The 23,566-nt window shown below is 31.7% G+C and carries 25 protein-coding genes; 17 read left to right on the top strand and 8 right to left on the bottom strand.

Annotated elements, in window-relative coordinates; translation table 11 throughout:
* Positions 1 to 167 precede the first annotated feature (167 nt).
* The 3 genes from ACJ6WR_RS09345 to ACJ6WR_RS09335 all read left to right on the top strand — a co-directional run bounded on the left by ACJ6WR_RS09345 (position 168) and on the right by ACJ6WR_RS09335 (position 3,319).
* Positions 168 to 482 carry a hypothetical protein gene (locus ACJ6WR_RS09345; protein ID WP_052250000.1) on the top strand — a complete coding sequence of 105 codons (315 nt, stop codon included), beginning with the start codon at positions 168 to 170 and terminating at the stop codon, positions 480 to 482.
* A gap of 97 nt (positions 483 to 579) precedes the next feature.
* Positions 580 to 2,637, top strand: coding sequence for a tetratricopeptide repeat protein (locus ACJ6WR_RS09340; protein WP_409417664.1), 2,058 nt, complete (start codon positions 580 to 582; stop codon positions 2,635 to 2,637).
* Positions 2,627 to 3,319, top strand: a complete 693-nt coding sequence (locus tag ACJ6WR_RS09335) for a response regulator (protein WP_039113219.1) — start codon at positions 2,627 to 2,629, stop codon at positions 3,317 to 3,319. The genes ACJ6WR_RS09340 and ACJ6WR_RS09335 overlap by 11 nt, the downstream gene beginning before the upstream one ends.
* A 64-nt stretch (positions 3,320 to 3,383) precedes the next feature.
* On the opposite strand, the gene thiL is transcribed toward ACJ6WR_RS09335, so the two are convergent.
* Positions 3,384 to 4,430 carry a thiamine-phosphate kinase gene (thiL, locus tag ACJ6WR_RS09330; protein WP_039113218.1) on the bottom strand — a complete coding sequence of 349 codons (1,047 nt, stop codon included), beginning with the start codon at positions 4,428 to 4,430 and terminating at the stop codon, positions 3,384 to 3,386.
* Between the two features lie 306 nt (positions 4,431 to 4,736).
* Between thiL and ACJ6WR_RS09325 the strand changes: the two genes are divergently transcribed.
* Both ACJ6WR_RS09325 and ACJ6WR_RS09320 read left to right on the top strand, forming a co-directional pair.
* The gene (locus ACJ6WR_RS09325; RefSeq protein ID WP_409417663.1) at positions 4,737 to 5,216 is read left to right on the top strand and encodes a DinB family protein; all 480 of its coding nucleotides are present in this window, start codon (positions 4,737 to 4,739) and stop codon (positions 5,214 to 5,216) included.
* An 83-nt stretch (positions 5,217 to 5,299) separates the two neighbouring features.
* Complete coding sequence (locus ACJ6WR_RS09320; RefSeq protein ID WP_409417662.1) at positions 5,300 to 5,800, top strand: DinB family protein; 501 nt, start codon at positions 5,300 to 5,302, stop codon at positions 5,798 to 5,800.
* Between the two features lie 61 nt (positions 5,801 to 5,861).
* Here the strand turns inward: ACJ6WR_RS09320 and ACJ6WR_RS09315 are convergent, their stop codons facing one another.
* From ACJ6WR_RS09315 to ACJ6WR_RS09300, 4 genes are all read right to left on the bottom strand, one after another.
* Positions 5,862 to 6,821, bottom strand: coding sequence for a helix-turn-helix transcriptional regulator (locus ACJ6WR_RS09315; protein WP_409417661.1), 960 nt, complete (start codon positions 6,819 to 6,821; stop codon positions 5,862 to 5,864).
* 170 nt (positions 6,822 to 6,991) lie between these two features.
* Positions 6,992 to 7,618: an outer membrane beta-barrel protein gene (locus ACJ6WR_RS09310; RefSeq protein ID WP_409417660.1), complete on the bottom strand. Its 627-nt coding sequence runs from the start codon at positions 7,616 to 7,618 to the stop codon at positions 6,992 to 6,994.
* A gap of 250 nt (positions 7,619 to 7,868) precedes the next feature.
* A complete protein-coding gene (lepA, locus tag ACJ6WR_RS09305; protein WP_039117945.1) occupies positions 7,869 to 9,665 on the bottom strand; it encodes a translation elongation factor 4 in 1,797 nt (598 codons plus the stop codon).
* Positions 9,666 to 9,913: 248 nt separating this feature from the next.
* Complete coding sequence (locus ACJ6WR_RS09300; protein WP_086894949.1) at positions 9,914 to 10,453, bottom strand: CvpA family protein; 540 nt, start codon at positions 10,451 to 10,453, stop codon at positions 9,914 to 9,916.
* A 288-nt stretch (positions 10,454 to 10,741) separates the two neighbouring features.
* Between ACJ6WR_RS09300 and ACJ6WR_RS09295 the strand changes: the two genes are divergently transcribed.
* The 6 genes from ACJ6WR_RS09295 (at position 10,742) to ACJ6WR_RS09270 (ending at position 15,469) form a co-directional block, all read left to right on the top strand.
* Entirely contained in the window at positions 10,742 to 11,098 is a 357-nt protein-coding gene (locus ACJ6WR_RS09295) for a hypothetical protein (protein WP_039113210.1), read from the top strand.
* Positions 11,099 to 11,273: 175 nt separating this feature from the next.
* Complete coding sequence (locus tag ACJ6WR_RS09290; protein WP_409417659.1) at positions 11,274 to 11,723, top strand: hypothetical protein; 450 nt, start codon at positions 11,274 to 11,276, stop codon at positions 11,721 to 11,723.
* Between the two features lie 182 nt (positions 11,724 to 11,905).
* Positions 11,906 to 12,925, top strand: coding sequence for a phenylalanine--tRNA ligase subunit alpha (pheS, locus tag ACJ6WR_RS09285; protein WP_039113263.1), 1,020 nt, complete (start codon positions 11,906 to 11,908; stop codon positions 12,923 to 12,925).
* 79 nt (positions 12,926 to 13,004) lie between these two features.
* Positions 13,005 to 13,412, top strand: coding sequence for a hypothetical protein (locus ACJ6WR_RS09280; RefSeq protein WP_039113207.1), 408 nt, complete (start codon positions 13,005 to 13,007; stop codon positions 13,410 to 13,412).
* A 232-nt stretch (positions 13,413 to 13,644) separates the two neighbouring features.
* A complete protein-coding gene (locus ACJ6WR_RS09275; protein WP_409417658.1) occupies positions 13,645 to 14,418 on the top strand; it encodes an isocitrate lyase/phosphoenolpyruvate mutase family protein in 774 nt (257 codons plus the stop codon).
* A 10-nt stretch (positions 14,419 to 14,428) separates the two neighbouring features.
* Complete coding sequence (locus ACJ6WR_RS09270; protein WP_409417657.1) at positions 14,429 to 15,469, top strand: bifunctional transcriptional activator/DNA repair enzyme AdaA; 1,041 nt, start codon at positions 14,429 to 14,431, stop codon at positions 15,467 to 15,469.
* 244 nt (positions 15,470 to 15,713) lie between these two features.
* On the opposite strand, the gene ACJ6WR_RS09265 is transcribed toward ACJ6WR_RS09270, so the two are convergent.
* From ACJ6WR_RS09265 to ACJ6WR_RS09255, 3 genes are all read right to left on the bottom strand, one after another.
* Positions 15,714 to 16,709 carry an NAD(P)H-dependent glycerol-3-phosphate dehydrogenase gene (locus ACJ6WR_RS09265; protein WP_039117949.1) on the bottom strand — a complete coding sequence of 332 codons (996 nt, stop codon included), beginning with the start codon at positions 16,707 to 16,709 and terminating at the stop codon, positions 15,714 to 15,716.
* Between the two features lie 348 nt (positions 16,710 to 17,057).
* On the bottom strand, positions 17,058 to 18,215 hold the full coding sequence (locus ACJ6WR_RS09260; RefSeq protein ID WP_039117950.1) for an iron-containing alcohol dehydrogenase: 1,158 nt from the start codon (positions 18,213 to 18,215) through the stop codon (positions 17,058 to 17,060).
* A 92-nt stretch (positions 18,216 to 18,307) separates the two neighbouring features.
* The gene (locus tag ACJ6WR_RS09255; RefSeq protein ID WP_409417656.1) at positions 18,308 to 19,072 is read right to left on the bottom strand and encodes a type 1 glutamine amidotransferase domain-containing protein; all 765 of its coding nucleotides are present in this window, start codon (positions 19,070 to 19,072) and stop codon (positions 18,308 to 18,310) included.
* Between the two features lie 87 nt (positions 19,073 to 19,159).
* Between ACJ6WR_RS09255 and ACJ6WR_RS09250 the strand changes: the two genes are divergently transcribed.
* From ACJ6WR_RS09250 to ACJ6WR_RS09225, 6 genes are all read left to right on the top strand, one after another.
* The gene (locus ACJ6WR_RS09250) at positions 19,160 to 20,065 is read left to right on the top strand and encodes a LysR family transcriptional regulator (protein WP_323491163.1); all 906 of its coding nucleotides are present in this window, start codon (positions 19,160 to 19,162) and stop codon (positions 20,063 to 20,065) included.
* A 67-nt stretch (positions 20,066 to 20,132) separates the two neighbouring features.
* Positions 20,133 to 20,504 carry a PKD domain-containing protein gene (locus ACJ6WR_RS09245; protein WP_039113201.1) on the top strand — a complete coding sequence of 124 codons (372 nt, stop codon included), beginning with the start codon at positions 20,133 to 20,135 and terminating at the stop codon, positions 20,502 to 20,504.
* Between the two features lie 115 nt (positions 20,505 to 20,619).
* Positions 20,620 to 21,312, top strand: a complete 693-nt coding sequence (locus tag ACJ6WR_RS09240; protein ID WP_409417655.1) for an NUDIX hydrolase — start codon at positions 20,620 to 20,622, stop codon at positions 21,310 to 21,312.
* A gap of 74 nt (positions 21,313 to 21,386) precedes the next feature.
* Positions 21,387 to 22,214: a ribose-phosphate diphosphokinase gene (gene prs / locus ACJ6WR_RS09235; RefSeq protein WP_409417654.1), complete on the top strand. Its 828-nt coding sequence runs from the start codon at positions 21,387 to 21,389 to the stop codon at positions 22,212 to 22,214.
* Positions 22,211 to 23,032: a TIGR02452 family protein gene (locus ACJ6WR_RS09230; protein WP_409417653.1), complete on the top strand. Its 822-nt coding sequence runs from the start codon at positions 22,211 to 22,213 to the stop codon at positions 23,030 to 23,032. The genes prs and ACJ6WR_RS09230 overlap by 4 nt, the downstream gene beginning before the upstream one ends.
* Positions 23,033 to 23,035: 3 nt before the next feature.
* Entirely contained in the window at positions 23,036 to 23,563 is a 528-nt protein-coding gene (locus tag ACJ6WR_RS09225; RefSeq protein WP_409417652.1) for an NADAR family protein, read from the top strand.
* The last annotated feature ends 3 nt before the right edge of the window (positions 23,564 to 23,566 follow it).

Genomic DNA, 23,566 nt, shown 5'->3' with positions numbered 1-23,566 from the left:
TATTTACACGTATTTGACCTACGTACACTACCATTTGGCAGCATTCCACCATATATGCCTTTTTACAGAGTTGAAAAGGGGATTACAGTACTAATTTTACACCATGATTTAGCAATAAGCGATCATTTAAAACGTAAAAAAATACTAACAATAAAAATCCCCAGATTATGAAAACTTCAATCACAACAATCGCATTATTTTCTTTAGCATTAGTAGCAACATCTTTTACTACTCCAGAAACAACTAAAAACATTTCATTAAATGCAAAAAGTGAGATAATACCACCTATTGATGGCGGTGGATCAGCAGGAGGAGGAAGAAAACAAGATGTCTACATTGATTTATCTATTGATGGTGGTGGGTCAGCAGGAGGAGGTAGAAAACAAGATAATGGTTATATGTTAGATTTGTCAGCAACTAACAGTTATAGACAGCCTATTGATGGTGGTGGATCAGCAGGAGGAGGAAGAAAACAAGACTAGAACAAAGAGTTTATATGTAAAAAAAGGCTGTCAATTTTTTGACAGCCTTTTTTTGTGTCTATAGTTTTAGTATTTTTGATAAAAGCCAAATGTACTATTGAAAAAAATCTACCCTATATTATTGTTATTAGTTTTTGTTTTTTTGGGCTGTACCAAGAAAAGCATTGTCGACAACAATGTGGCTTCCTCTGTAGATAGTTTGTCTCTTTATTTGTCATTGGCAAATGATATCAACGTGCCATTTAAGTCCAAACAAGAGTATAATAAAAAAGCATTCGATATAATTATCAATCAAAAAGATGATTCGGTTAATAGAGTAAATTTATTTAAAGTAGCCAATCGGTATTATAATATGAATGATTGGAATGCCTATCGGGAAACAACAAAACTCATACTAGAACGATCAAAAAGTAACCTTGATACGGTTAGTATGGCTAAGGCCTATGCTTATTTAGGAGATTACTATAGTTTTAAAACAGTTCCTGATAGTGCTTTTAGGAACTACTATAAGGCAGAGAAATTGTATATCCGGATTAATGATGACTATAATCTTGCCAGAACTTTTTTGAGTAAGGCAACTCTACAATATAACATAAGCGATTTTTTTGAGAGTGAAATAATGGTTTTTAAAGCCTTGCGGCTTTTGAAGCGTCAGAAAAAAGTAAGTTATTTATTGCATGAATCCTATAATCTTTTAGGGATTTTATACAAGGAGCGAGAAGAATATGATAAAGCTTTGGAATTTAATAATAAGGCCTTAGTTATTCTTGAAGATAAATCAATCCCATTAGATCTTCAGCTAAAAGCTACTTCGCTAAATAATATTGGCTTTGTTTATTTAAGTATGAATGATTATAAAAAAGCAAAAATATATTTTCAAAAAGGATTAGAACAAAAAAACTTATTTAAGGAGAAACTTATATTATATGCTATGTTATATGATAATTTGGCTTATTCTAAATTTAAGTTGCATGAGTCTGAAGGACTTCCAGATCTATTTTATAAATCTTTGAAAATTAGAGATAGTCTAGATCTTAAGTCGGGGGTCATATCTAGTAAAATACATTTATCTGAGTATTTTGCTTATAAAAAAGATACTTCAAAAGCAATGCAATATTGTAAAGATGCACTTAAGTTATCCCGAAATTCGAATAGATTAAGAAATACACTTGAGGCACTTAAGCAAATGGCTCTTGTAGATCCAACAAATGCATCGGTTTATTCGAAAGAATATATACAGATAAATGAAAAAGCACAAAAAGCAGAAAGAAAGATGGGAGAAAAATTTTCCCGAATAGAATATGAAACGAATGAAATAAAAGATGAAAATACGAGTTTAAATGTTCAGAACCGAACATTGATATATGTTTTTAGTATCTGTGGTTTATTAGGACTCTTTTTTTATGTTTATTTGGCACAAAAAGCCAAAAATAGAGAGCTGCTTTTTAAACAGCAGCAACAGATAGCCAATGAAGATATTTATAACCTGATGATTTCGCAACAAAATACAATTGAAGCTATTCGAATTAAAGAGAAGAAAAAGGTAGCCCAAGATTTACATGATGGTGTTTTAGGGCGAATGTTTGGGGTCAGGATAAGTCTAGACAGCTTAGATAAAGTAGATGATGCAGCAGCAGCTGTAAAGCGCAAAAAATATTTATCAGATTTAAAAGAAATTGAGCAAGATATTCGGGAAATTTCGCATGATTTAAATAAAGAGAAATCAGAATTGATTAATAATTTTGTAATGATTCTTGATAAGTTATTGGAAAATCAAAGAGTTACTTTTAAATCAAAATTAATCTCGAGTATTGATTCAAGTATAAGATGGGATTTAGTAAGTAACTCCATTAAAATAAATCTGTACCGAATTATTCAGGAAGCATTGCAAAATTGTAATAAATATGCACAAGCAGAAACAATAAAAATAGAGCTTAAAAATGAAGTAAATCATTTGGCGTTGTTGATAAGTGATGATGGAGTAGGATTTAATGTAAATAGAACCAAAAAAGGAATTGGTTTGCAAAATATTTTCTATCGAGTAAAAGAATGCGATGGAACCGTTGATATAAAATCTAATAAAGCGGATGGAACAGTTATAGTAATTAAAATTCCAATTGATCAAAAAATAAACCTTCAGCATAATGACAACTGATAAACCTCCAGTAGAAATAATTAAGAATAACATATTTATAGTAGATGATCATCCTTTTATAATTGAAGGGTACAAAAATGCGATTACGAGATATAATCCTAAAGAATATGAATTTTTAATTACTCAGGCCAAAGATTGTAAATCGGGTTACGAGGTAATTATGGATCCTGCAACAACAAGTTTTGATATTGCATTTCTAGACATTAGTATGCCCGCTTATGAAGAAATGGAAATATATTCGGGAGAAGATTTAGCAAAGCTGATTATGGAACATATGCCAAATTGTAAAATAATTTTGCTAACAATGTATACCGAATTACTAAAGATAAAAACAATTATTAGAACAATAAATCCTAGAGGATTAATCATAAAGAATGATTTAACATTTGACGAGTTGTTATTTGCTTTCGATAAAGTGATGAAAAAAAAGACTTACTACAGCCAGTCGGTTGTTGAAATGTTAGAAAAATCACCAAAAGACTCCATCGAAATTGATCAGATTGACGAACAAATTCTGTTTCATTTATCCAAAGGAACTAAAACAGACGAAATGCCACATTACATTCCTATTTCTTTGAAAGCGACAATAAGAAGAATAGAAAATTTAAAAGAATTGCTAAAAGTAACTGACGGTACAGATGATGATTTAGTACACGAAGCCAGGAACAAAGGACTTTTATAAACAGCGCTTCTATATAATAAAAAAAGACATCTGATAAGATGTCTTTTTTTATGGATATATGTAATTATTCGCTTAAAGCATCCCATCCGCGGGCTTTTAAAGCAATTTTTGTATTAGCACGAGTTACTAAATGAATCCCTTCACTTTCTTGCGTCATATGACCAATAATAGAGAAGTTTGGATTTGCTTTTATCTTTTCAAAATCTTCCATTGCAATAGTAAAAAGTAATTCGTAATCTTCTCCACCATTAATAGCAACAGTTGTACTATCGATATTAAATTCTTCGCAAACATTTATGAATTGTGGATCTAGCGGCAATTTATCTTCATATAAGTTACAACCTACTTTAGATTGTTTGCACAAATGAATAATCTCCGATGATAATCCGTCCGAAATATCAATCATAGATGTTGGTTTAATCTCCAAGGCATGTAACAAAGTACGAACGTCTTTGCGGGCTTCAGGTTTTAATTGACGTTCTATTAAATAAGTATAGGCATCTAAATCAGGTTGCGAATTAGGATTTACCTGAAAAACTTGTTTCTCTCTTTCTAGAACCTGTAATCCCATATAAGCAGCTCCAATATCGCCAGTTACAACCAATAAATCAGTTTGTTTAGCGCCATTACGATATACGATTTCATTTTCATCGGCTTCACCAATAGCAGTAATACTAATGATTAATCCTTTTTGGGATGAAGTAGTATCACCACCAATTACATCTACATTATATTCTTTGGCAGCATGCGTGATTCCTGCAAATAATTCTTCTAGAGCTTCTAATGGAAAACGATTAGAAACAGCCACAGAAACGGTTATTTGTGTTGGTTTAGCATTCATGGCACAAATGTCTGAAATGTTTACCACCACAGCTTTGTAACCTAAATGTTTTAAAGGCATATAAGCCAAATCAAAATGCACACCTTCAATTAATAAATCGGTAGAAACGACTACTTTCTTGTCTTTAAAATCTAATACAGCAGCATCATCGCCAATACTTTTTAAAGTAGATTCTTGTGTAACATCAAAGTTTCGTGTTAAGTGCTCAATTAGTCCAAATTCGCCTAATTGTGCTATGCTGGTACGTTGTGGGTTTTTATCTTCAATCATTTTGTTACGGTACTAAATTTCTTAGGTGCAAAGGTACAAAGATGCAAAGGTTTTGACTAATTAAAAAGAAGGCCATTTACGAGAGGTATTTGTTTTAAGTAAAATTTGTTTAGCCTTTTGTGTTTTTATGTCAATATAAATATTTTTTAAAGAAAAATAACATGTAAATTTTTTGTTATATTCTTGAATAGCAATTGTTTATGTTTATTTTTTGAAATAATTTTAAAAAATAAAATCACTACTGACAAACTGTTGTCACCGACTCGATTTACTTTTGAAGTAATAAAAAATCAAAACTTTAAAATTATGAAAACACTAGCGGCACAAGTTATTACTCCAGAAGATTTATTAAAACATTGGCAAGGTCATCGCGCATTGACACGTCATGTAATTGAAGCTTTTCCTGAAAAAGATTTCTTTGAATTTTCTATTGGCGGAATGCGTCCTTTTTCAAAATTGACAGATGAACTTTTGGCGATTGCGGCACCAGCCTTAAAAAGTATCGTAAATCGAGACAGTCAGCCTTTTAAAGAAGGAGAAGAGAAATTAATTTTTAAAGCACAATACCTTGAAAAATGGGATGAATCTACCGATGAGATTAATAAATATTGGGAGCAATTAAAGATAGAAGATTTCAATGAAAATTTTAATTTGTTTGGACAATATGAATTTCCGATTGTTCAGAATATCTTATATTTTATCGATAATGAAGTACACCACCGCGGACAAGGGTATGTTTATCTAAGAGCATTAGGTATTGAGCCTCCTTTTTTCTGGGAAAGATAATTAGAATTAAATAATCCTTTCAATCATCAATCAAATTATATTTTCAAATCAATTCTTATTCAGAAAAACTAAAATAAATTATCATGAGCTTAAAAAAAATAATGACAAATTATGCAGACTATAATTTATGGGTAAATCAGCAATTTGTTAATTGGCTTTCTGTAAAATCAGACGAGCTGCTTCATAAAGAAGTAGCTTCGAGTTATTCTAGTATTATTAGAACACTCAATCATATTTGGGCAACCGAAGAATATTGGTATTCGATAATAGCGGAGACTTCTGAATTTGATAAAAGAGAAAACACAGAATTGATAACTAAGGAAATATTTGAAGGATTAGTAAATAGATCAGCTCGTTTGTCTGAATATATCAAATCACTTTCAGAAGAAGAATTATCCAGAAAAATTAAAATTGAAAGTCCTTGGTTTCAATGTGAGTTGCCAATATGTGATTATTTATTGCAAGTAGTAAATCATGGTACGTATCATCGAGGGCAGATAGTTACAATTGGTCGTAATATTGGTATTACAGATGCATCAAATACAGATTATAATTTTTATAATGTTGTTCATGCTCAGCAATAAAAATTACGAATATTTGATATAGAAAAAACTCCTAAAATGAAATCTCATTTTAGGAGTTTTTTTATAAAAGTCTTTGTCTGTTAATTTCTAATAACTCTAAAGTTCGTGTTTTTAATCGCTCAGGTTCCAGAATTGTAGCGTAATCTCCAAACATTAAGAACCAGCGCGGGAAACCACTTTCAATATCTCGGCTCATAAAAGTCATTTCGATATTCCCATCGATTTCTTTTTCGGAGATGAAACCATGGTATTTTCGTTCGTGCGATAAATATCGCGCTATCTTTTTATCAATCAGAATGCGCACTTTGGTAGTTGGAATAGTTTCATTTTTATTCAAGTAAGTTTCAAGAGAATCATGTTCTAATGTAAAATCTTTTTCTGTTTTTTTTATGCTATGTACGCGGTCCGTTCTAAACTGGCGATAATCGGTGCGCAAATGGCAATATCCTATAACATACCAATTGTTGTGATCATGAAAAATGCCAACTGGTTCAATATTTCTTTCTGTAATTCCGTCTGAAGTAAAAGCTTGATAAGAAAGAATAACTTGTTTTTTTTCGGCAATACTTTCAAAAAGTAAAGCGAGCGTATTTGGAGATTTATCGTTAAAAAGTTTCTCGGTAGATTGCATTAAAACACTCGATTCAATTGTAGAAACCCAATCTTTATCGTCGCTTTTAAGCACAGATTTTAATTTATACATTGCCGAAGCATAATGATTTCCCAAAGTAGTATCAGTAAATTTTTGCATCAATTTTTCAGCAGCAATAAAACTACTAGCTTCTTCTCGGGTAAACATAACTGGCGGTAATCGATAACCATCCATCAAAGCATAACCAACACCAGCTTCGCTATAAATAGGAACGCCAGATGCTTCTAGAGTACGAATGTCACGGTAAATTGTTCTTAAACTTACTTCGAAACGATTGGCTAGTTCTTGTGCTTTAACAATCTTTTTAGATTGTAGCTGAATAAGAATTGCAACAATTCGGTCAAATCGTTTTGGGGATTCATCGAGCATTTTTCTTTTGAGTTTTTATAGGTACAGAGGTTCAAAGATACAAAGGTTTCGTTTTTATTGCTTTAAATTATAAAACTGTTAAACTAAAAAGCCCAATAACGAAAGTTATTGGGCTTTTCTATATGCTGTACTTTATTTTCTAAAACCTAGAGTAGATTTCTAAACTAGTATTAAAATTTATAAAGTAATCCAAATTTAGGTTGTGTAAAAATGTTATTAAACAAGTTGATGTTTAAGTTAAAACTACTAGTTGATGTTCCGTTTTCAGGATTTGCATTATTGTACGTTAAGATGTCGGCTAGAGCAAATGTAGCAGCCCATTTTTTTGTAAAGAAATAGTTTAGTCCTACTGTTATGTTTGCCTTAATTCCATTTGTTGTGTTTTCTACATTTAATACTTCTGTTTTAACATGACTATAACCTAATCCTGCTTCTCCATATACTTTAAGACGTCTAGAATCCAATTCTAAGAAATAGTATCTGGCAAATGCTCCAACGCCAAATCCATTGTTTTTTGTTTCTGCAGGAGTTCCTTTGCTTGTTGTAGATCCAGATACATCCAAGTCTAGCCCGATAGCTATATTGTCGGCAATAAGATATCCAAATTGAGGGTTTACGGCAAATGCGTTTGAATTATCTTTTACAGTGCTAACCGATACACCTCCCTCAATAAACATACTCCCTTTTTCGAACCGTACTCCTTTGGCAGTGCTAACTTCTTCTTCTACTTCTTTCTGTTGTGCGTTTGCAAAACAAAATGTAAATAACGCTACAAGTGTTGTGATTTTTGTTTTCATAATCATTGCTTTTAAATTGTTTAAATAAAATCTGATTAATTCATATATGTAAAAATAATTAAAAACTTACAAATAAATACTTAATAAAGTGAGATTTTATCCATTATTTAATTAACAATGCGTTGATATGTAGTGGTTTATTTAGGTTTTGTGGGCTGTAGGGATTTAAAAGAGCATAAAAAAACCTGATAATTTTCATTATCAGGTTCTATCTATATTCTATTCTCTTTCTTCTATTTTCTAAAAAAAACTAGTCGTTCAATTTTAAAACAGCCATAAATGCTTCTTGAGGAATCTCAACGTTTCCTACCTGACGCATACGTTTTTTACCTTTTTTCTGTTTTTCAAGTAATTTACGCTTACGCGAAATATCTCCACCATAACATTTTGCAGTAACATCTTTACGTAATGCTTTTATAGTTTCACGAGAAATTACTTTTACTCCAATTGCTGCTTGAATCGGAATATCAAACTGCTGACGTGGAATTAATTCTTTTAGTTTTTCACACATTTTTTTACCAATGTGGTAGGCATTATCTACGTGAATTAAAGAAGATAAAGCATCGACAATTGTAGCATTTAATAAAATATCAACTTTTACTAAGCTTGAAGTTCGCATTCCGATAGGTGCGTAATCAAACGAAGCATATCCTTTTGAAACCGTTTTAAGACGATCATAAAAATCAAATACAATTTCGGCAAGAGGCATATCAAAAGTCAACTCAACTCTTTCGGTAGTTAAATATGTTTGGTTGGTAATTAAACCACGTTTTTCTATACACAAAGACATAACATTACCTACGAAATCAGATTTGGTGATAATTGTTGCTTTGATATAAGGTTCTTCTACGTGATCTAATTTTGATGGTTCAGGTAAATCAGAAGGATTGTTTACCACAAATCCTACAGTAGGTTCTTTTTTAGTATAAGCCAAGTAAGAAACGTTAGGAACTGTAGTAATTACAGTCATATTAAACTCACGTTCTAGTCTTTCCTGAATAATCTCCATGTGTAACATTCCTAAGAATCCACAACGGAAACCAAATCCTAAAGCCGCAGAACTTTCAGGTAAAAATACTAATGAAGCATCGTTCAATTGTAGTTTTTCCATCGAGTTACGTAACTCCTCATAATCTTCAGTATCTACAGGATAAATCCCAGCAAATACCATTGGTTTTACATCCTCAAAACCAGTAATCATATTAGTTGTTGGGTTTTTCGCATCCGTTAAGGTATCCCCAACTTTTACTTCTTTAGCTTCCTTAATACCAGAAATTAAATAACCAACATCACCTGCAGAGATAACACTTTTTGGAACTTGATTTAATTTTAAAGTTCCAATTTCATCAGCAAAATATTCATTACCTGTGGCCATGAATTTAATTTTTTGCCCTTTTTTAATTTGTCCGTTTTTCACACGGAAAATAACTTCAATTCCTCTAAATGGATTGTAGTGAGAGTCAAAGATCAAAGCTTGTAAAGGCTCGTCGATTTCTCCTTTTGGAGGAGGAATTCTTTCGATAATTGCTGCTAATATATTTTCGACACCTAAACCTGTTTTACCAGAGGCGTGAATAATTTCTTCTAGTTTACATCCTAATAAATCTACGATATCATCGCTAACTTCTTCAGGATTTGCACTTGGTAAATCGACTTTGTTTAAGATTGGAATAATTTCCAGGTCATTTTCCAGAGCCAAATATAAATTTGAAATTGTTTGAGCTTGTATACTTTGTGCAGCATCAACAATTAAAAGTGCCCCTTCGCAGGCAGCAATTGATCGTGAAACTTCGTATGAAAAGTCAACGTGTCCGGGAGTATCAATTAAATTCAGGATATATTCCTCTCCTTTATAAGTATATTCCATCTGGATGGCGTGACTCTTTATGGTAATTCCGCGTTCACGTTCCAAGTCCATATTATCAAGCAATTGCGCTTTTTCTTCACGTGCAGTAACGGTTTGTGTTGCGCCTAGTAAGCGATCGGCAAGTGTACTTTTTCCGTGATCAATGTGTGCAATAATGCAAAAGTTACGTATATTTTTCATTTTCTTTTATATCAATTCTCTATACGAGTTTAAGTATTTTTTGTTGTGATTTTATAGTATGGCTGTGCCATACAGGCGCGTCATTAATCGGCAAAGATAATGCAAACTTTTGGATTGTAGAATCTTGATGTATTATTGTTGAATCTTTAAGAAATAAAAGATGGATTCGGCTGTTTTTTACACTCTTGAATGCTTATTCTAAAATTTAAGTTTAAAGCAAAACAAGTGTTTTTATAATCTAAGAATAATTATGATTCTTTAGTTGCTGAAGACTCTTTTTCGGCCTCGCTTTTCTTTAACGTATCATACCAGTTTTCTATAGATGGATAAATAAAACCAGCTATTTTTTGTATCGGATTATAAAATATCGATTTGTCTAATGTTTCTTTTTTTGCAAAAGTATGATTGAAATTTATTTTTTCGAAAAGACTAAAAACAATACTCAAAATAAGAATCGTTTTTAGAATTCTAAAAAGACCTCCGCCTAATTTGTTTAACCATCCCAGTTGAGCAAAATCAGCAATTCCGGTTAAAAATTTAGCTAATAAATATACTGCGATAACTACTAGAATAAAGGTTAGGATAAAAGCTGTAATCTGGATTGTATTTGGGTTCCATGAAACATGTTTCATGATGATTTCTTTCATTAAAGACGAAAATTTTATTGCTAGATAAATCCCAAGTAATAAAGAGATAAAAGAAGCAACTTCTACAAAAAGCCCGTTTTTAATACCTTGGTATAAACCGTATGCCAATAAAACACCCAAAATCATATCGAAAAAACTCATATTCCTGTTTTTGTTTAATAAAGGCGCAAATATAGAAGAATTATCTGTTTTTTAGGTTCGGAGGTTCAGAGATGCAAAGGTTCAGAGGTTTTAAATGTTGATGTTTTTGATTTTTCGGAATCAATAGACAAAAGCATTGTCTCAAAATGATCCTTTTTAGAACGTTAAATCTATGGATCTATACGTTTAATTTTTTAAGGTGTTTGGATTTGAAGTCCGTATCTTTGCAAACTAAATTTTATGAATTTTGAATTTATAATTCATAATTCATAATTCACACCTATAAAAATGTCAAGAGACGCACAACTTAAAGAACGCTGGGAACAGCTTGTAAATATACTTTCCGATCAATTTTCACAAGGAGAAAACCTAGATTTAGATTCCATAATTTATTTAATTGGGGTACAAGAATTAGGGAAATTACACCGTGAATTTAAAAAAGATGAAAAATTAAACCTCATGCATATTGCTATTTGTAGGTTATTAGAGCCTTATGGTTTTTATGAATTTGAGTTTTTTGATGAGGAAGGTTGGCCACATTATAAGGTAAAAGAAGAATTACCACCATTAAAAGCGGGAGAACAATCGGTTTTGATGAAAGAAGCAATTGTGAGTTACTTTTTAGAAAGAAAACTTATAGAGTAGTTTTATTAGTATTCAGTGTTCAGTCTCAGTTTTCAGCGTGTGCTAAATTGTAAACCGCGACTGAACACTTAACACTGCTACTGTAAACTAAAAAAATATGTGTAGATACGCAATGGTTTCCTATAAGCCACATTACGCTTGTTTTGATTGTCGTAAGACATTTAAAAGAAGATTGATGTGTGATATAGAAAGAGGAGAGAAATCTGTTCAGGAAGCAAAGTGTCCAGAATGTGGAGAATTAATGGCTAATATGGGACTTGATTTTGAATCACCTAAAAAAGATGATGTGAAAAAATGGGAGCATATTAAAAGTCTGTATTCCGTTGGAATTGCATTTCATTCCTGTGGTTGCAGCGGACCAGGTTATATTCCTAATTCTAAAGAAAAATTAATCGAGTATTTTGAAAACTTAAGAGATACTTATCTTAAGAATATTAATTTTTGGCGTTTAAGAACAGAGCCGACTAATAAACAGGAAAGAGAGAAAGATTATCAAAAAAATTGGCATGAATTAGGTAAGGTTTCATCTAATTCTAAAAAAGAAATTGTTAAGAATCAGGAAGGAATAACTTTTTGGTTAAATAGAGTACAGGAAATTGAAAGTAAAATAAGTTTGATAAAATAGTTATAGATTAAACTTGTTTTTGCAATAGAAAATGGATTACTACTTTAATCAAGTTTATATTTTTGTCAGGCTTACTCGTTTTATTTGTTAATATTATTACGATTTGCAAAGGAAACTTTAAACTTTAGACTTTAAACTTGAAACAAATTATGTAAATTTGTATTCTCAATTACGGAATGAAAATGATAGATAAGATAAAAGAATATATTGGGGAAGCTCAAGCTTTTTCAACTGAAAATAAGGAAGAGTTAGAAGCATTCCGCATTAAATTTCTTGGAAAAAAAGGTGTTTTAAACGATTTTTTTGCTGAATTTAAAACGGTACCAAATGACCAGAAAAAGGAATTTGGACAGGTTATAAACGCTTTAAAAACAGCTGCGGAAGATAAAGTAAAAACAATAGTTGAAGCTTTAGAAAGCAAAGAAGAAATTAAAGGTATTTACGGAGATTTAACTCGTGCTGCCGAGCCAGTAATTATTGGTTCTCGTCACCCGATATCAATCGTAAAAAACCAAATTATAGATATTTTTGCAAACATTGGTTTTAACGTTTCCGAAGGTCCGGAAATCGAAGACGATTGGCATAACTTTACGGCATTAAACCTTCCGGAATATCATCCGGCACGTGATATGCAGGATACATTTTTTATACAAACAAATCCTGATGTTTTGTTGCGTACGCATACATCATCAGTTCAGGTGCGTTATATGGAAAATCATAAACCGCCTATTCGTACTATTTCTCCAGGACGTGTTTTCCGTAACGAAGCAATTTCGTCAAGATCACACTGTATCTTCCATCAGGTAGAAGGATTGTATATTGATAAAGATGTTTCGTTTGCCGATTTAAAACAAACATTGCTTTATTTTACTAAAGAAATGTTTGGGAAATCAAAAATCCGTTTACGTCCGTCATATTTTCCGTTTACAGAACCTAGCGCCGAGATTGATATTTATTGGGGTTTAAAAACCGAAACCGATTATCGTATCACCAAAGGAACAGGTTGGTTAGAAATTGGAGGATGTGGAATGGTAGATCCAAACGTATTGAAAAATTGTGATATCAACCCAGAAGAATATAATGGTTTTGCATTTGGTATGGGAGTAGAGCGTATCGCAATGTTGTTATACCAGATTGGTGATATTCGAATGTTTTACGAAAACGACGTTAGATTCTTAGAGCAATTTAAATCAAACATATAATTTAAGTCCAAAATTTATAAAGTCGAAAGTTTCAAAATATGAAGCTTTCGACTTTATGACTTTATAACTTTTTACAACTATGAAAAAAGATATAATTATTCCAGAAGTAGAGAATATTTTTATGGCCGTTGTTCAGGAATGGAGCGACGATTTTATGGAGAAAGTATGGTATGCTTATCTTGTAAATGACAGTGATTTTAATATTGAAAGTGTAATGGTCGTTTCAAAAGCTTTTGGAACAATTGATGGCGAAATGAAAAAAACATCACTTTTGCGTCATGCCTTTGTTGAGGTTCCATCGGTTTCGGTAGTAAAAATCGAAATGGTAGAAAAAAGTGTATTAGCTTTAAATAATGAGTTTATGGTTACTTTTTTTATCGGAAACACATTATACGACAAGAAATATATTTTTAAAGCACATTCCATACATGAAGATTTCTCTGAAGAAGTGCCTATTTTGTTTGTAGATGGCGTTATAGTGAAGTAGCAGTTTTTAGTTCTCAGTTGCAGTTTACAGTCTCAGTATAAAAACAGTCTCAGTTTACAGTTACAGTAAAAACAGTAAATTGGTTAGAGAATAAAATATAAGAAAAGAGTCAAGGCGAAATAAATTAGTCTTGACTCTTTTTTTTATGCCTAAAAAAAAATAGTTGTTAATTTTTCGGTTGCTGGAGGTATAACTCCTAAAGTATTTTTGTGATAAATAATTGCGATATACTATGACAACAAAATTTGAAGAATTTAGAAAATTACATTCTGGTGAAACGCCATTATTAATCGGAAATGTATGGAATGTGCAGACAGCTTTACAATATGAAAAATTAGGATTTAAGGCTATTGGTACTTCGAGTGCAGCAATTGCAAATGACTTAGGTTATGAAGATGGAGAAGATATGCCTTTTGAAGATTATTTTTTTATGATTAAAAGAATTGCAGTTTCGACAAAGCTCCCTCTAACAGTCGATTTGGAAGCAGGATACGGAAGCACAGCCGAAGCAATAATTACTAACATTATAAGATTGCATGAAGTAGGAGTTGTCGGAATCAATATTGAAGATTCAGAAGTGAAAAAATCTGAACGTAAAATAGAAGATACGGAACATTTTACAATCAAACTAAAAGCGATTGTTGGTGGTCTCAAAAAAAGAAATATCCCAATGTTTATAAACGTTCGTTGTGATGCTTTTCTTTTAGATTTATCAAATGCATTAAATGAAAGTATACACAGAATAAAACAATATAAGACGGCTAATATAGATGGTATTTTTCTCCCTTGTATTACAAATGCGAATGATATAAAAATGATTGCAGAGACAATAGATGTTCCGCTTAATGTTATGTGTATGCCTAATCTTCCTAATTTTGAAGCATTAAAAACATTAGGAGTAAAACGTATTAGTATGGGGAACTTTATGCACGCATTTTTTAACAAACAGTTGGAAGTGGTTACAAAAGAGATAATTGAAAAAAATAGCTTCAGACCAATTTTCTAAAAATACAATTATGAAACTCACAGATGATATAATGTATCAGGCAGCAGTAAATAAAGATACTTCATTTGAAGGTGTTTTTTTTACTGCAGTAAAAACTACAGGGATTTTCTGCAGACCTACGTGTACTGCAAGAAAGCCAAAGAGAGAAAATGTAGAATTTTTTACTTCTTCAAAAGAAGCTATTTTAAAAGGATACAGACCATGTAAAGTTTGTTTTCCATTAGAAAAATATAATGAAACACCCGATTTTATAAAAGATATTCTTAGAGAATTATCTGAAAACCCATCTCTTAAATTTAAAGATTATGATTTGGTTAAACGAGGAATTGAACCCAGTAAAATGAGACGATGGTTTTTAAAAAATCACGGAATTACATTTCAGGCATATCAAAGAATGTTTCGTATTAATAGTGCTTTCAAAAAAATAAAAGAAGGAGAAAGTGTTACAGCCACAGCCTTTAACGCAGGATATGAATCATTGAGTGGATTTAATGATACTTTTAAATCTGTATTTGGAGTTTCTCCTAAGAATAGTAAAACACAGAATTTAATTGATATCAAGAGGATAGAAACTCCTCTGGGTACAATGTATGCTTGTGCCGTAAAGCAAGGAATTTGCCTGCTTGAATTTACAGATAGAAAAATGCTTGAAACTGAATTAAAAGCTTTAGCAAAAACTCTAAATGCAACTATTATTCAAGGGGAGAATGAGCATTTTAATGCATTAGAAAGCCAACTAAAAGAATACTTTGATGGAGAAAGAAAAGATTTTACAGTTCCAATTTTTTCGCCAGGTTCTGATTTTCAAAATCGAGTATGGACTGCTTTAAAAGGAATTCCTTACGGAGCCGTAAAGTCATATAAAGAGCAATCTATAATAATTAATAAGCCAGAAGCGGTTAGGGCTGTCGCCAATGCAAATGGGATGAATAGAATATCTATACTTATTCCTTGTCATCGAGTTATAGGCTCGAATGGTGAGCTGACTGGTTATGGTGGAGGTTTATGGAGAAAAAAATGGCTCCTTGAAATGGAGGAAAAGAATAAGTAGTTTTCAGTTTTTAGTCTCAGTTTTCAGTTGTAGTAAAATAGTAAAGAGGTTCAAATAAATAAAAAGAGAGTCAAGACGAAATAAATCGCTTTGACTCTTTTTTTTATTCTTTTAAAGTAGTAGATACTCTATATTTTTTATTTTTCACCGTAAACAGAGACTGAAAACCGCGACTGTTTTTACTGTTACTATTTTTCACCGCAAACAGAGACTGAAAAATGCGACTGAAAACTGTAACTAAATACTAATCCAATACATCAGTAAGTTTCTTGAAAACAGTTTTAGCATCTTTACCTTCATATAAAATAGCATAAACGGCATCGATAATTGGTGTTTTTGCACCATATCCTTGGTTTAGTTTATAAGCACTTTTGGTAGCATAATATCCTTCGGCTATCATGCTCATTTCCATCATCGCACTTTTTACAGTGTATCCTTTTCCAATCATATTTCCAAACATTCGGTTTCTCGAAAAAACAGAATATCCTGTAACTAATAAATCACCCAGATAAGCAGAGTCATTAATGTTACGTTTCATTTTATGCACTTTCTTAATGAATTTCTTCATTTCGCGAATAGCATTACTCATTATAACCGATTGAAAATTATCGCCATAACCTAAACCATGGGCAATACCGGCAGCAATTGCATAAATATTTTTAAGCATTGCAGCATATTCGGTACCTATAATATCATCAGATATCTTGGCCTTTATATAATTTCCAGATAAGTTCTTGGCAACAACACTAGCTTTAGTAGAATCTCCGCATGCAATTGTTAAATAAGATAGTCTCTCAAGAGCAACTTCTTCGGCATGACAAGGTCCTGTAATAACACCAATGTTGTAATACGGGATATCATATTTTATATGAAAATGTTCTCCAACAATTAAACTTGTTTCAGGAACAATTCCTTTAATAGCCGAGAAAATAACTTTATTTTCTAGTGAAACTGTTAATTTTTCTAATTCGGCATTTAGGAAAGCCGATGGAATAGCAAAAATAATATAATCAGCATATTCTACGGCTTCATTTATATTATTAGTAAGCTTTAATTTAGTAGTATCAAACTCTACCGAACTTAAGTAATTCGGATTGTGTTTGTATTTGTTAATGTGTTCGATAGCAGCGTCATTACGCATGTACCACGAAATTTCGGAAAGATTTACACATAACATTTTTGCAATGGCGGTTGCCCAGCTTCCACCACCAATTACTGCAAATTTTAAATTTTCGCTCATTATAATTATTAATTTTTATCAAAAGTACTAATATTATACGAATAGTACGAAAAATTCATGCTAACAAACGCTTTTGGTATGAAAAATACATATCAAAATATACAGAAACTATCTCGTTTTTTATTAGTTTAAAATCTAATAAGAAAAAAATAATTATTTTTTACAAAATATACAATAAGTAGCTGATTCTTACGTTGTAGTAGTTTATGAATTAGAATTTTAGTTAAATGAATTTACAAAGAATTGAGTTAGTTAGTTTTGTTTTAGTATTGTAAAAAGGCGTCCTTAATAAGTTTTAAGAACGCCTTTTTTTAGTTTTCAGTTTTTAACTAAGACAAAATACTGCGACTAGTAGCTCATTTCTACAATCGATTTTACTTTATCTAAAGTAACCAATTGGTTTTCTCCTAAACCTTTCCAACCTCTTTCTTCAAAACGATTTACTATAAAATCGGCTGTTTTATCATAGTCGTTTGTATATTGAGATAGTTTAGTATCCATTCCCATAGTATGGAAAAAAGCAACTGTTTGGTTAATTGCTTCTTTTGCTACTTCATCATCAGAACCAGTTAGGTTAAAAATACGTCTTCCGTATTGTGCTAGTTTTCCTTTTTTAGTTTCAAACATTACGCGATATAAACTAGGGCCAACAATTGCCAATGTTCTTGCATGATCAATACCATATAAAGCAGTTAATTCATGACCAATCATGTGAGTTGCCCAATCGCTTGGTACACCTTTTTGTATTAATCCGTTAAGCGCCATTGTACAACTCCACATAAAGTTAGAAGCTAGAGCATAATCAGTAGGGTTTTCAACTACTTTTGGACCAATTTCTATTAAGGTTTGTAAAATACCTTCGGCAATTCGATCTTGTAAATACCCTTCATGAGGATAAGTTAAGTATTGCTCCATTACGTGCGTATAAGCATCTACAACACCATTTTGTAATTGTCTTTTTGGTAAAGAAGCAATAACAGTTGGGTCACAAATAGAGAATTTAGGAAACAAAGCACTACCACCAAAAGCCAATTTTTCCTGAGTAGACTCGATAGTTACTACAGCACCAGAATTCATTTCGCTTCCCGTTGCAGGCAAAGTTAAAACTGTCCCGAATGGTACTGCATTTTCTTTAATCAATAAACGTTTTTGAAGGATATCAATCGGGTTTCCATCAAAATTAACAGCAGCCGAAATAAATTTAACTCCATCAATTACAGATCCACCACCAACAGCTAAGATAAAATCGATTTTTTCGGCTTTAATAACTGCAACAGCTTTCATCAAAGTTTCAAAATGCGGATTTGGTTCAATTCCACCAAATTCTACAATATCAAATCCTTTTAGATTATTGATTACTTGTTCGTGAATTCCGTTTTTAAAGATGCTTCCACCTCCGTAAGCTAATAATATTTTAGCTCCTTGAGGAACAAGGTCTTTTAGTTTTTCAATTTGTCCTTTTCCGAAAACTAGATTTGTCGGATTGTATAATTCAAAGTTTAACATTTTTTTTGTTTTTTAGTTACTAAGATACTAAGGCGCTGAGGTTCTAAGTTTTTTTTAATCTCAGCGACTTAGCGACTCAGTATCTTAGATTCTTATTTAGTTAATTTTTTTAATAATTTTTCAGCTACCAATTTTGATGATGCTGGATTTTGTCCTGTAATTAATAATCCATCTTCAACTGCGTATGGTTCCCAGTTTGGTCCTTTAGAATAAATTGCACCATCTTTTTGTAATACATCTTCAAGCAAGAACGGAACTATTTTGGTTAATCCTACTGCTTCTTCTTCGGCATTAGAAAATCCAGTAACTTTTTTTCCTTTTACTAAAAATTCCCCATTTACCTTAACATCTTTAAGAACGCCAGGAGCATGGCAAACAAAACTTACAGGTTTGTTTTGAGTGTAAAATGCCGTGATTAAAGCTGCTGAGTTTTTGTCTTCGGCTAGATCCCATAATGGGCCATGTCCGCCAGGATAAAATACAGCGTCATAATCGGCAGGATTTACATCTGATAATTTAATGGTATGTTTTAATTTTTCTAATAAAACTTTATCAGCATCAAATCGTTTAGTGTCTTCGGTTGCCGATGCCGGGTCTGCACTTTTAGGATCTATTGGGGGTTGCCCTCCAAGTGGTGTTGCTATTGTTATCTCAACTCCTTTATCTGCAAGAGCATAATAAGGCGCTGCAAGTTCTTCTGTCCAAAATCCGGTTTTTTCGCCTGTGTTACCCAGCTTATCATGACTAGTAACAACAAATAATACTTTTTTCATATTTTTTTTATTTACTTTTTGCGCAGTAGTTTTAGCACAATTTATAGTTAATGCGATAATAACAAATAGAGCGATTTTCTTCATAATGTATTTTATTTGATACAAAATTAGAGCAATTAAGGTATTAGTAAAAATAAAATAAATTATGTTTGTGATAAATATATTTATATCATGGTTAATCTAGAATGGTACAGAACGTTTAAATCGGTATATAAAAACGGCAATTTTTCTTTGGCTGCCAAAGAGCTTTTTATTAGTCAACCCGCAGTTAGCCAGCAGATATCAATGTTAGAAGCACACGTTGGTTATAAACTCTTTAACAGAAAATCAAAAGGAGTCGAACCAACGGATTACGCTAAGTTACTTAATAATTTGATTATAGATGCGCTTGACCGTCTCGAAAACGTAGAGAATGGGTTTCGAGCCAAAGCATCCGATGCAAATCGATTAATTTCTGTAGGCATTTCTAAAAACCTGTTCGCTAGCTTAGGTAGTGTCTTAATATCTAAATTTGATTTTATCGATTTTAGTTTTAATGATAATGATACTCTTTTTGAATTAGTAGATGCCAAAAAACTTGATTTTGCAATTATTACTAAGCAATTTGATACGTTTGATACTATTCAGGAAGTTGTTGGAAAAATTAAATTAGTTATGGTTTCGTCACCACAACTTGAGGTAAATGAGTTTAAGCAGAAGTTAAAAACTAAAGAATCCTCTGAAATAGAACAATGGCTTAATGAGCAAAAATGGTATAGTCATGATGCACGAATTCCTCATGTTAAATTATTCTGGCTGCACGTTTTTAATAAAAAAAGACCTTCGATGGTTCCTAATTATATTATTCCTAATGAAAGTGAAATGCTAAGAGTACTCTCTAAAAATAGCGGAATTGGGATAACCTGGAATTGCAATGCAAAAGAATTGATTGAGGAAGGTAAACTACAGTTATTATGGGATAGTAAGGAAATGCCAAGTATTGATGTTTTCTTGTTATCAGGAAAAAACAGTAACCTGAGTCCGATTTTTGAAATTATTGCTACAGAATTAAAGTTGTTTTTTAGTAAGATATTTTAGCCGTAATCCTTTATTTTTTATTTTTAAAAGAATAATTTTGATGGCTAAACAACTTAATTTTTGAAAAATGAATAATTTAAAAATAATTTTAATAATGATCGCTGTAGTCTTTATGAGTAATTCATGCAGTAAGAGCGAAGATGAGGCAATAGTAGATTGCTTAGGAGATTCAATTTTAATGAAATTAAAACATTCCGAAGATGAAACTGATTCTAAGAAAATTAATTATTCTATAGAATATTATGGAAGTAAAACGATAAGTTCTGTAAAATGGACTTTTGGAGATGGATCTCCTTCTGAAGTTATAAGCACTACTACGGGATCAGTAGCACATACTTACAGTGCTGCCGGAACATTTGAAGTTACAGCGGAAGTAACTATTTCCAAAGACGGAGGCAGTTGTACTACAAGCCCAAAGAAAAGTATAACGGTAAATTAAAAAAGTAGGAAGAAAACATATTTAGGAGAGTCAATTTTATAATTTATTGCAATAGCATAAATTATAAAATTGACTCTTCTTTGTTATATTTGTGTAAATTTTACGCATTAGAGTTATGATAGAAAATCAAAATATTAGAGTTGCTGTCGATGCGATTGTTTTTGGATACCAGAACAATCAATTATATGTGCTTTTAATTCAGCAAAAATTTGGAACTAAAGAATCGTATTGGGCTTTACCTGGTGGTTTAGTAAAAAATGATGAATCACTAGAACAAGCTGTAAAGCGTGAGTTAAAAGAGGAAACTAATATTACGGTAAATCACTTTGAACAATTATTTACTTTCGGTGATGATGTTTTCAGGGATCCGAGAAACAGAGTGATTTCTGTTGCTTATTTTGCATTGGTAGATCCTTCGAAGCTAAAAGTTAAAGCCGATTCTGATGCAGATAATGCACAATGGTTTCAAGTGGATGCTATTCCTGCTTTGGCGTTCGACCATAATTTGATTCTAAAAAAAGCGATTGAGCGTTTAAAAGCAAAACTTACTTACGAACCAATCGGATTTGATTTGTTACCAAAAGAGTTTCTATTCTCAGAACTGGAGAATTTGTATTGTACAATCTTGGAGAAAGAAATAGACAGAAGAAATTTCAGAAAAAAGATCTTAAGTTTTGGGATTATTCAGGAAACAGATAATTTTTCGCCTAATAAAACAGGAAGACCTGCAAAATTATTTAAGTTCAATCAGCAGAAATACAATGACTTATTGAAGGAAGGATTCCATTTTGAAATTAAGTTTGCGTAAATTTTACACAAAACAATTGTTCGTATAAATATTAAATGTATATTTGCGTATAATTAACGCAAAATAAAAAAACTATGATACTTAATTTAGACCAAAATTTCAGACCTTTTACAGGACAAAAAGAAATAGATTTTAAAAGTTTTACTTTTTCTGGAGGAGAACCACATATCAAAATTAATCCTGATTTTGATGTCAATCAAAAAATTACAATCACACATAGATTAAATTCATTCAACGATTTAGGATTGTTATGCCTAACAGTTGATGCTTTAAGAAGAATGGACGTAAAAGTTATTGATTTGTTTATTCCTTATTTTCCAGCAGCAAGACAAGATCGTGTAATGATAAAAGGAGAACCATTATCTGTAAAAGTATATGCAGATATTATCAATGCAATGCAATTAAACAAAGTATTTGTTTTTGATGCACACTCAGAAGTTACGCCAGCTTTGGTAAAAAATTGCGAAGTAATCCCTAATCATACTTTTATAGCAGCAGTAATTAAAACGATAGGAAACGATGTAAAATTGATTTCTCCTGATGGTGGTGCTTTGAAAAAAATCTACAAAGTTTCTGAGTTTTTAGGAGGAGTAGATGTTGTTGAATGTAGCAAAAGTCGTGATGTAAAAACAGGAAAATTATCTGGTTTTAAAGTTTATGAAGAAGACTTAAAAGGAATGGATTGTCTTATTGTAGATGATATTTGCGATGGAGGGGGAACCTTTGTAGGATTAGCAGAAGAATTAAAAAAGAAAAACGCAGGGAAATTATATCTAGCTGTAAGCCATGGAATTTTCAATAAAGGCTTTGAAGTTTTAGATTGTTTCGATAAAATATTCACAACAAACTCTTTCAAAGATTTTGAAGGCGAAAGTGTTGAAGTGATAAAATTAGAATTATGAATAAAAATTATAGAGTAGAAATAGCAAATAAAACTTTAGAAATCATAAAGAATGGTTTTTATGAATATAAAGGGAAAAAGATTGTCATAGATAAAGAACTTGAAGAATCTATAGAAAATACGTTTACAATTGAGCCAAACGATTGGGACGCAATCTTGAAAACCCCAATTGAAAATAAGTTTGAAACAGAGATTATAACGAAAAATTGTTCTACAATTGAAGCAATAGTCCAAGAGAAAAACGGCAAAATTTGCGTCTTGAATTTTGCTTCTGCAAAAAATCCAGGCGGTGGATTTTTAGGAGGTGCTTCGGCTCAGGAAGAAAGTTTAGCTAGATCTTCAAACCTTTATGAAACACAAATCAAAGACAAAGTGATGTATGATTTTAATAGAAATCAGTCTTCATTTCTATATTCAGATTACATGATTTATAGTCCGAATGTCTTGTTTTGGAATGATGATAGCGGAAATTATTTTGAAAAACCATTAGTTGCAGACATTATCACATCTCCAGCGCCAAATAAAGGCGCGATGCTGCAACATAATAGGAAAGAAGAAATTGCTGCAACAGAAGAGGTTTTTAAAAACAGAATGGATAAAGTCTTGGCAATTGCTTTAAAGCAAAAAAGTGATACAATAATTTTGGGAGCTTGGGGTTGTGGCGTTTTTAGAAATGAAACCAAAGATGTAGCACATTTGTTCAAGGAAATTATTACTGAAAAATACGCAGGTGCTTTTAAAAAAATAGTCTTTGCAATATTTAGTAATTCCGAAAAAAAATCAAGTTTTAAGTGTTTTGAGGATACTTTTAAAAAATAAATCATGAAATACATTATAGAAAACCTAACATCGGAAAGTAAGTTTTTATTTTTCTGGGGACATCAGCCCAATAAAGACGGAAGTATCTCTAAAACTTGTTTCAGTCAGTGGTGGTTAAGTTCTTTTGAAGTTGATAAAGTAGTTTACAAAACGGCAGAACATTGGATGATGGCTAAAAAAGCCGAACTGTTTAAAGACAATGAAGTTTTACCAAAAATTATTAAAGCAAATTCTCCAGCCGAAGCTAAAAAGTTGGGAAGAGAAGTAAAGAATTATAATGAAACTCTTTGGTTAGCCGCTAGATTTGAAATTGTAAAAGAAGGTAATTATCATAAATTCAGTCAAAATGAGGAGTTGAAGACTTTTCTGTTAAATACAAAAGACAGAGTTATAGTTGAAGCAAGTCCTGTTGATGCAATTTGGGGAATCGGGATGGCGAGCGATCATAAAGATGTTATGAATCCTGCGAAGTGGAAAGGGTTGAATCTTTTGGGTTTTGCCTTGATGGAAGTTAGAGATGAATTGAAATAGAAG

The organism is Flavobacterium sp. PS2, from assembly GCF_046250155.1.
Classification (GTDB): Bacteria; Bacteroidota; Bacteroidia; order Flavobacteriales; family Flavobacteriaceae; genus Flavobacterium.
Note: the sequence above shows the minus strand (reverse complement) of the source record. Positions and strands in the feature narration are given on the sequence as shown.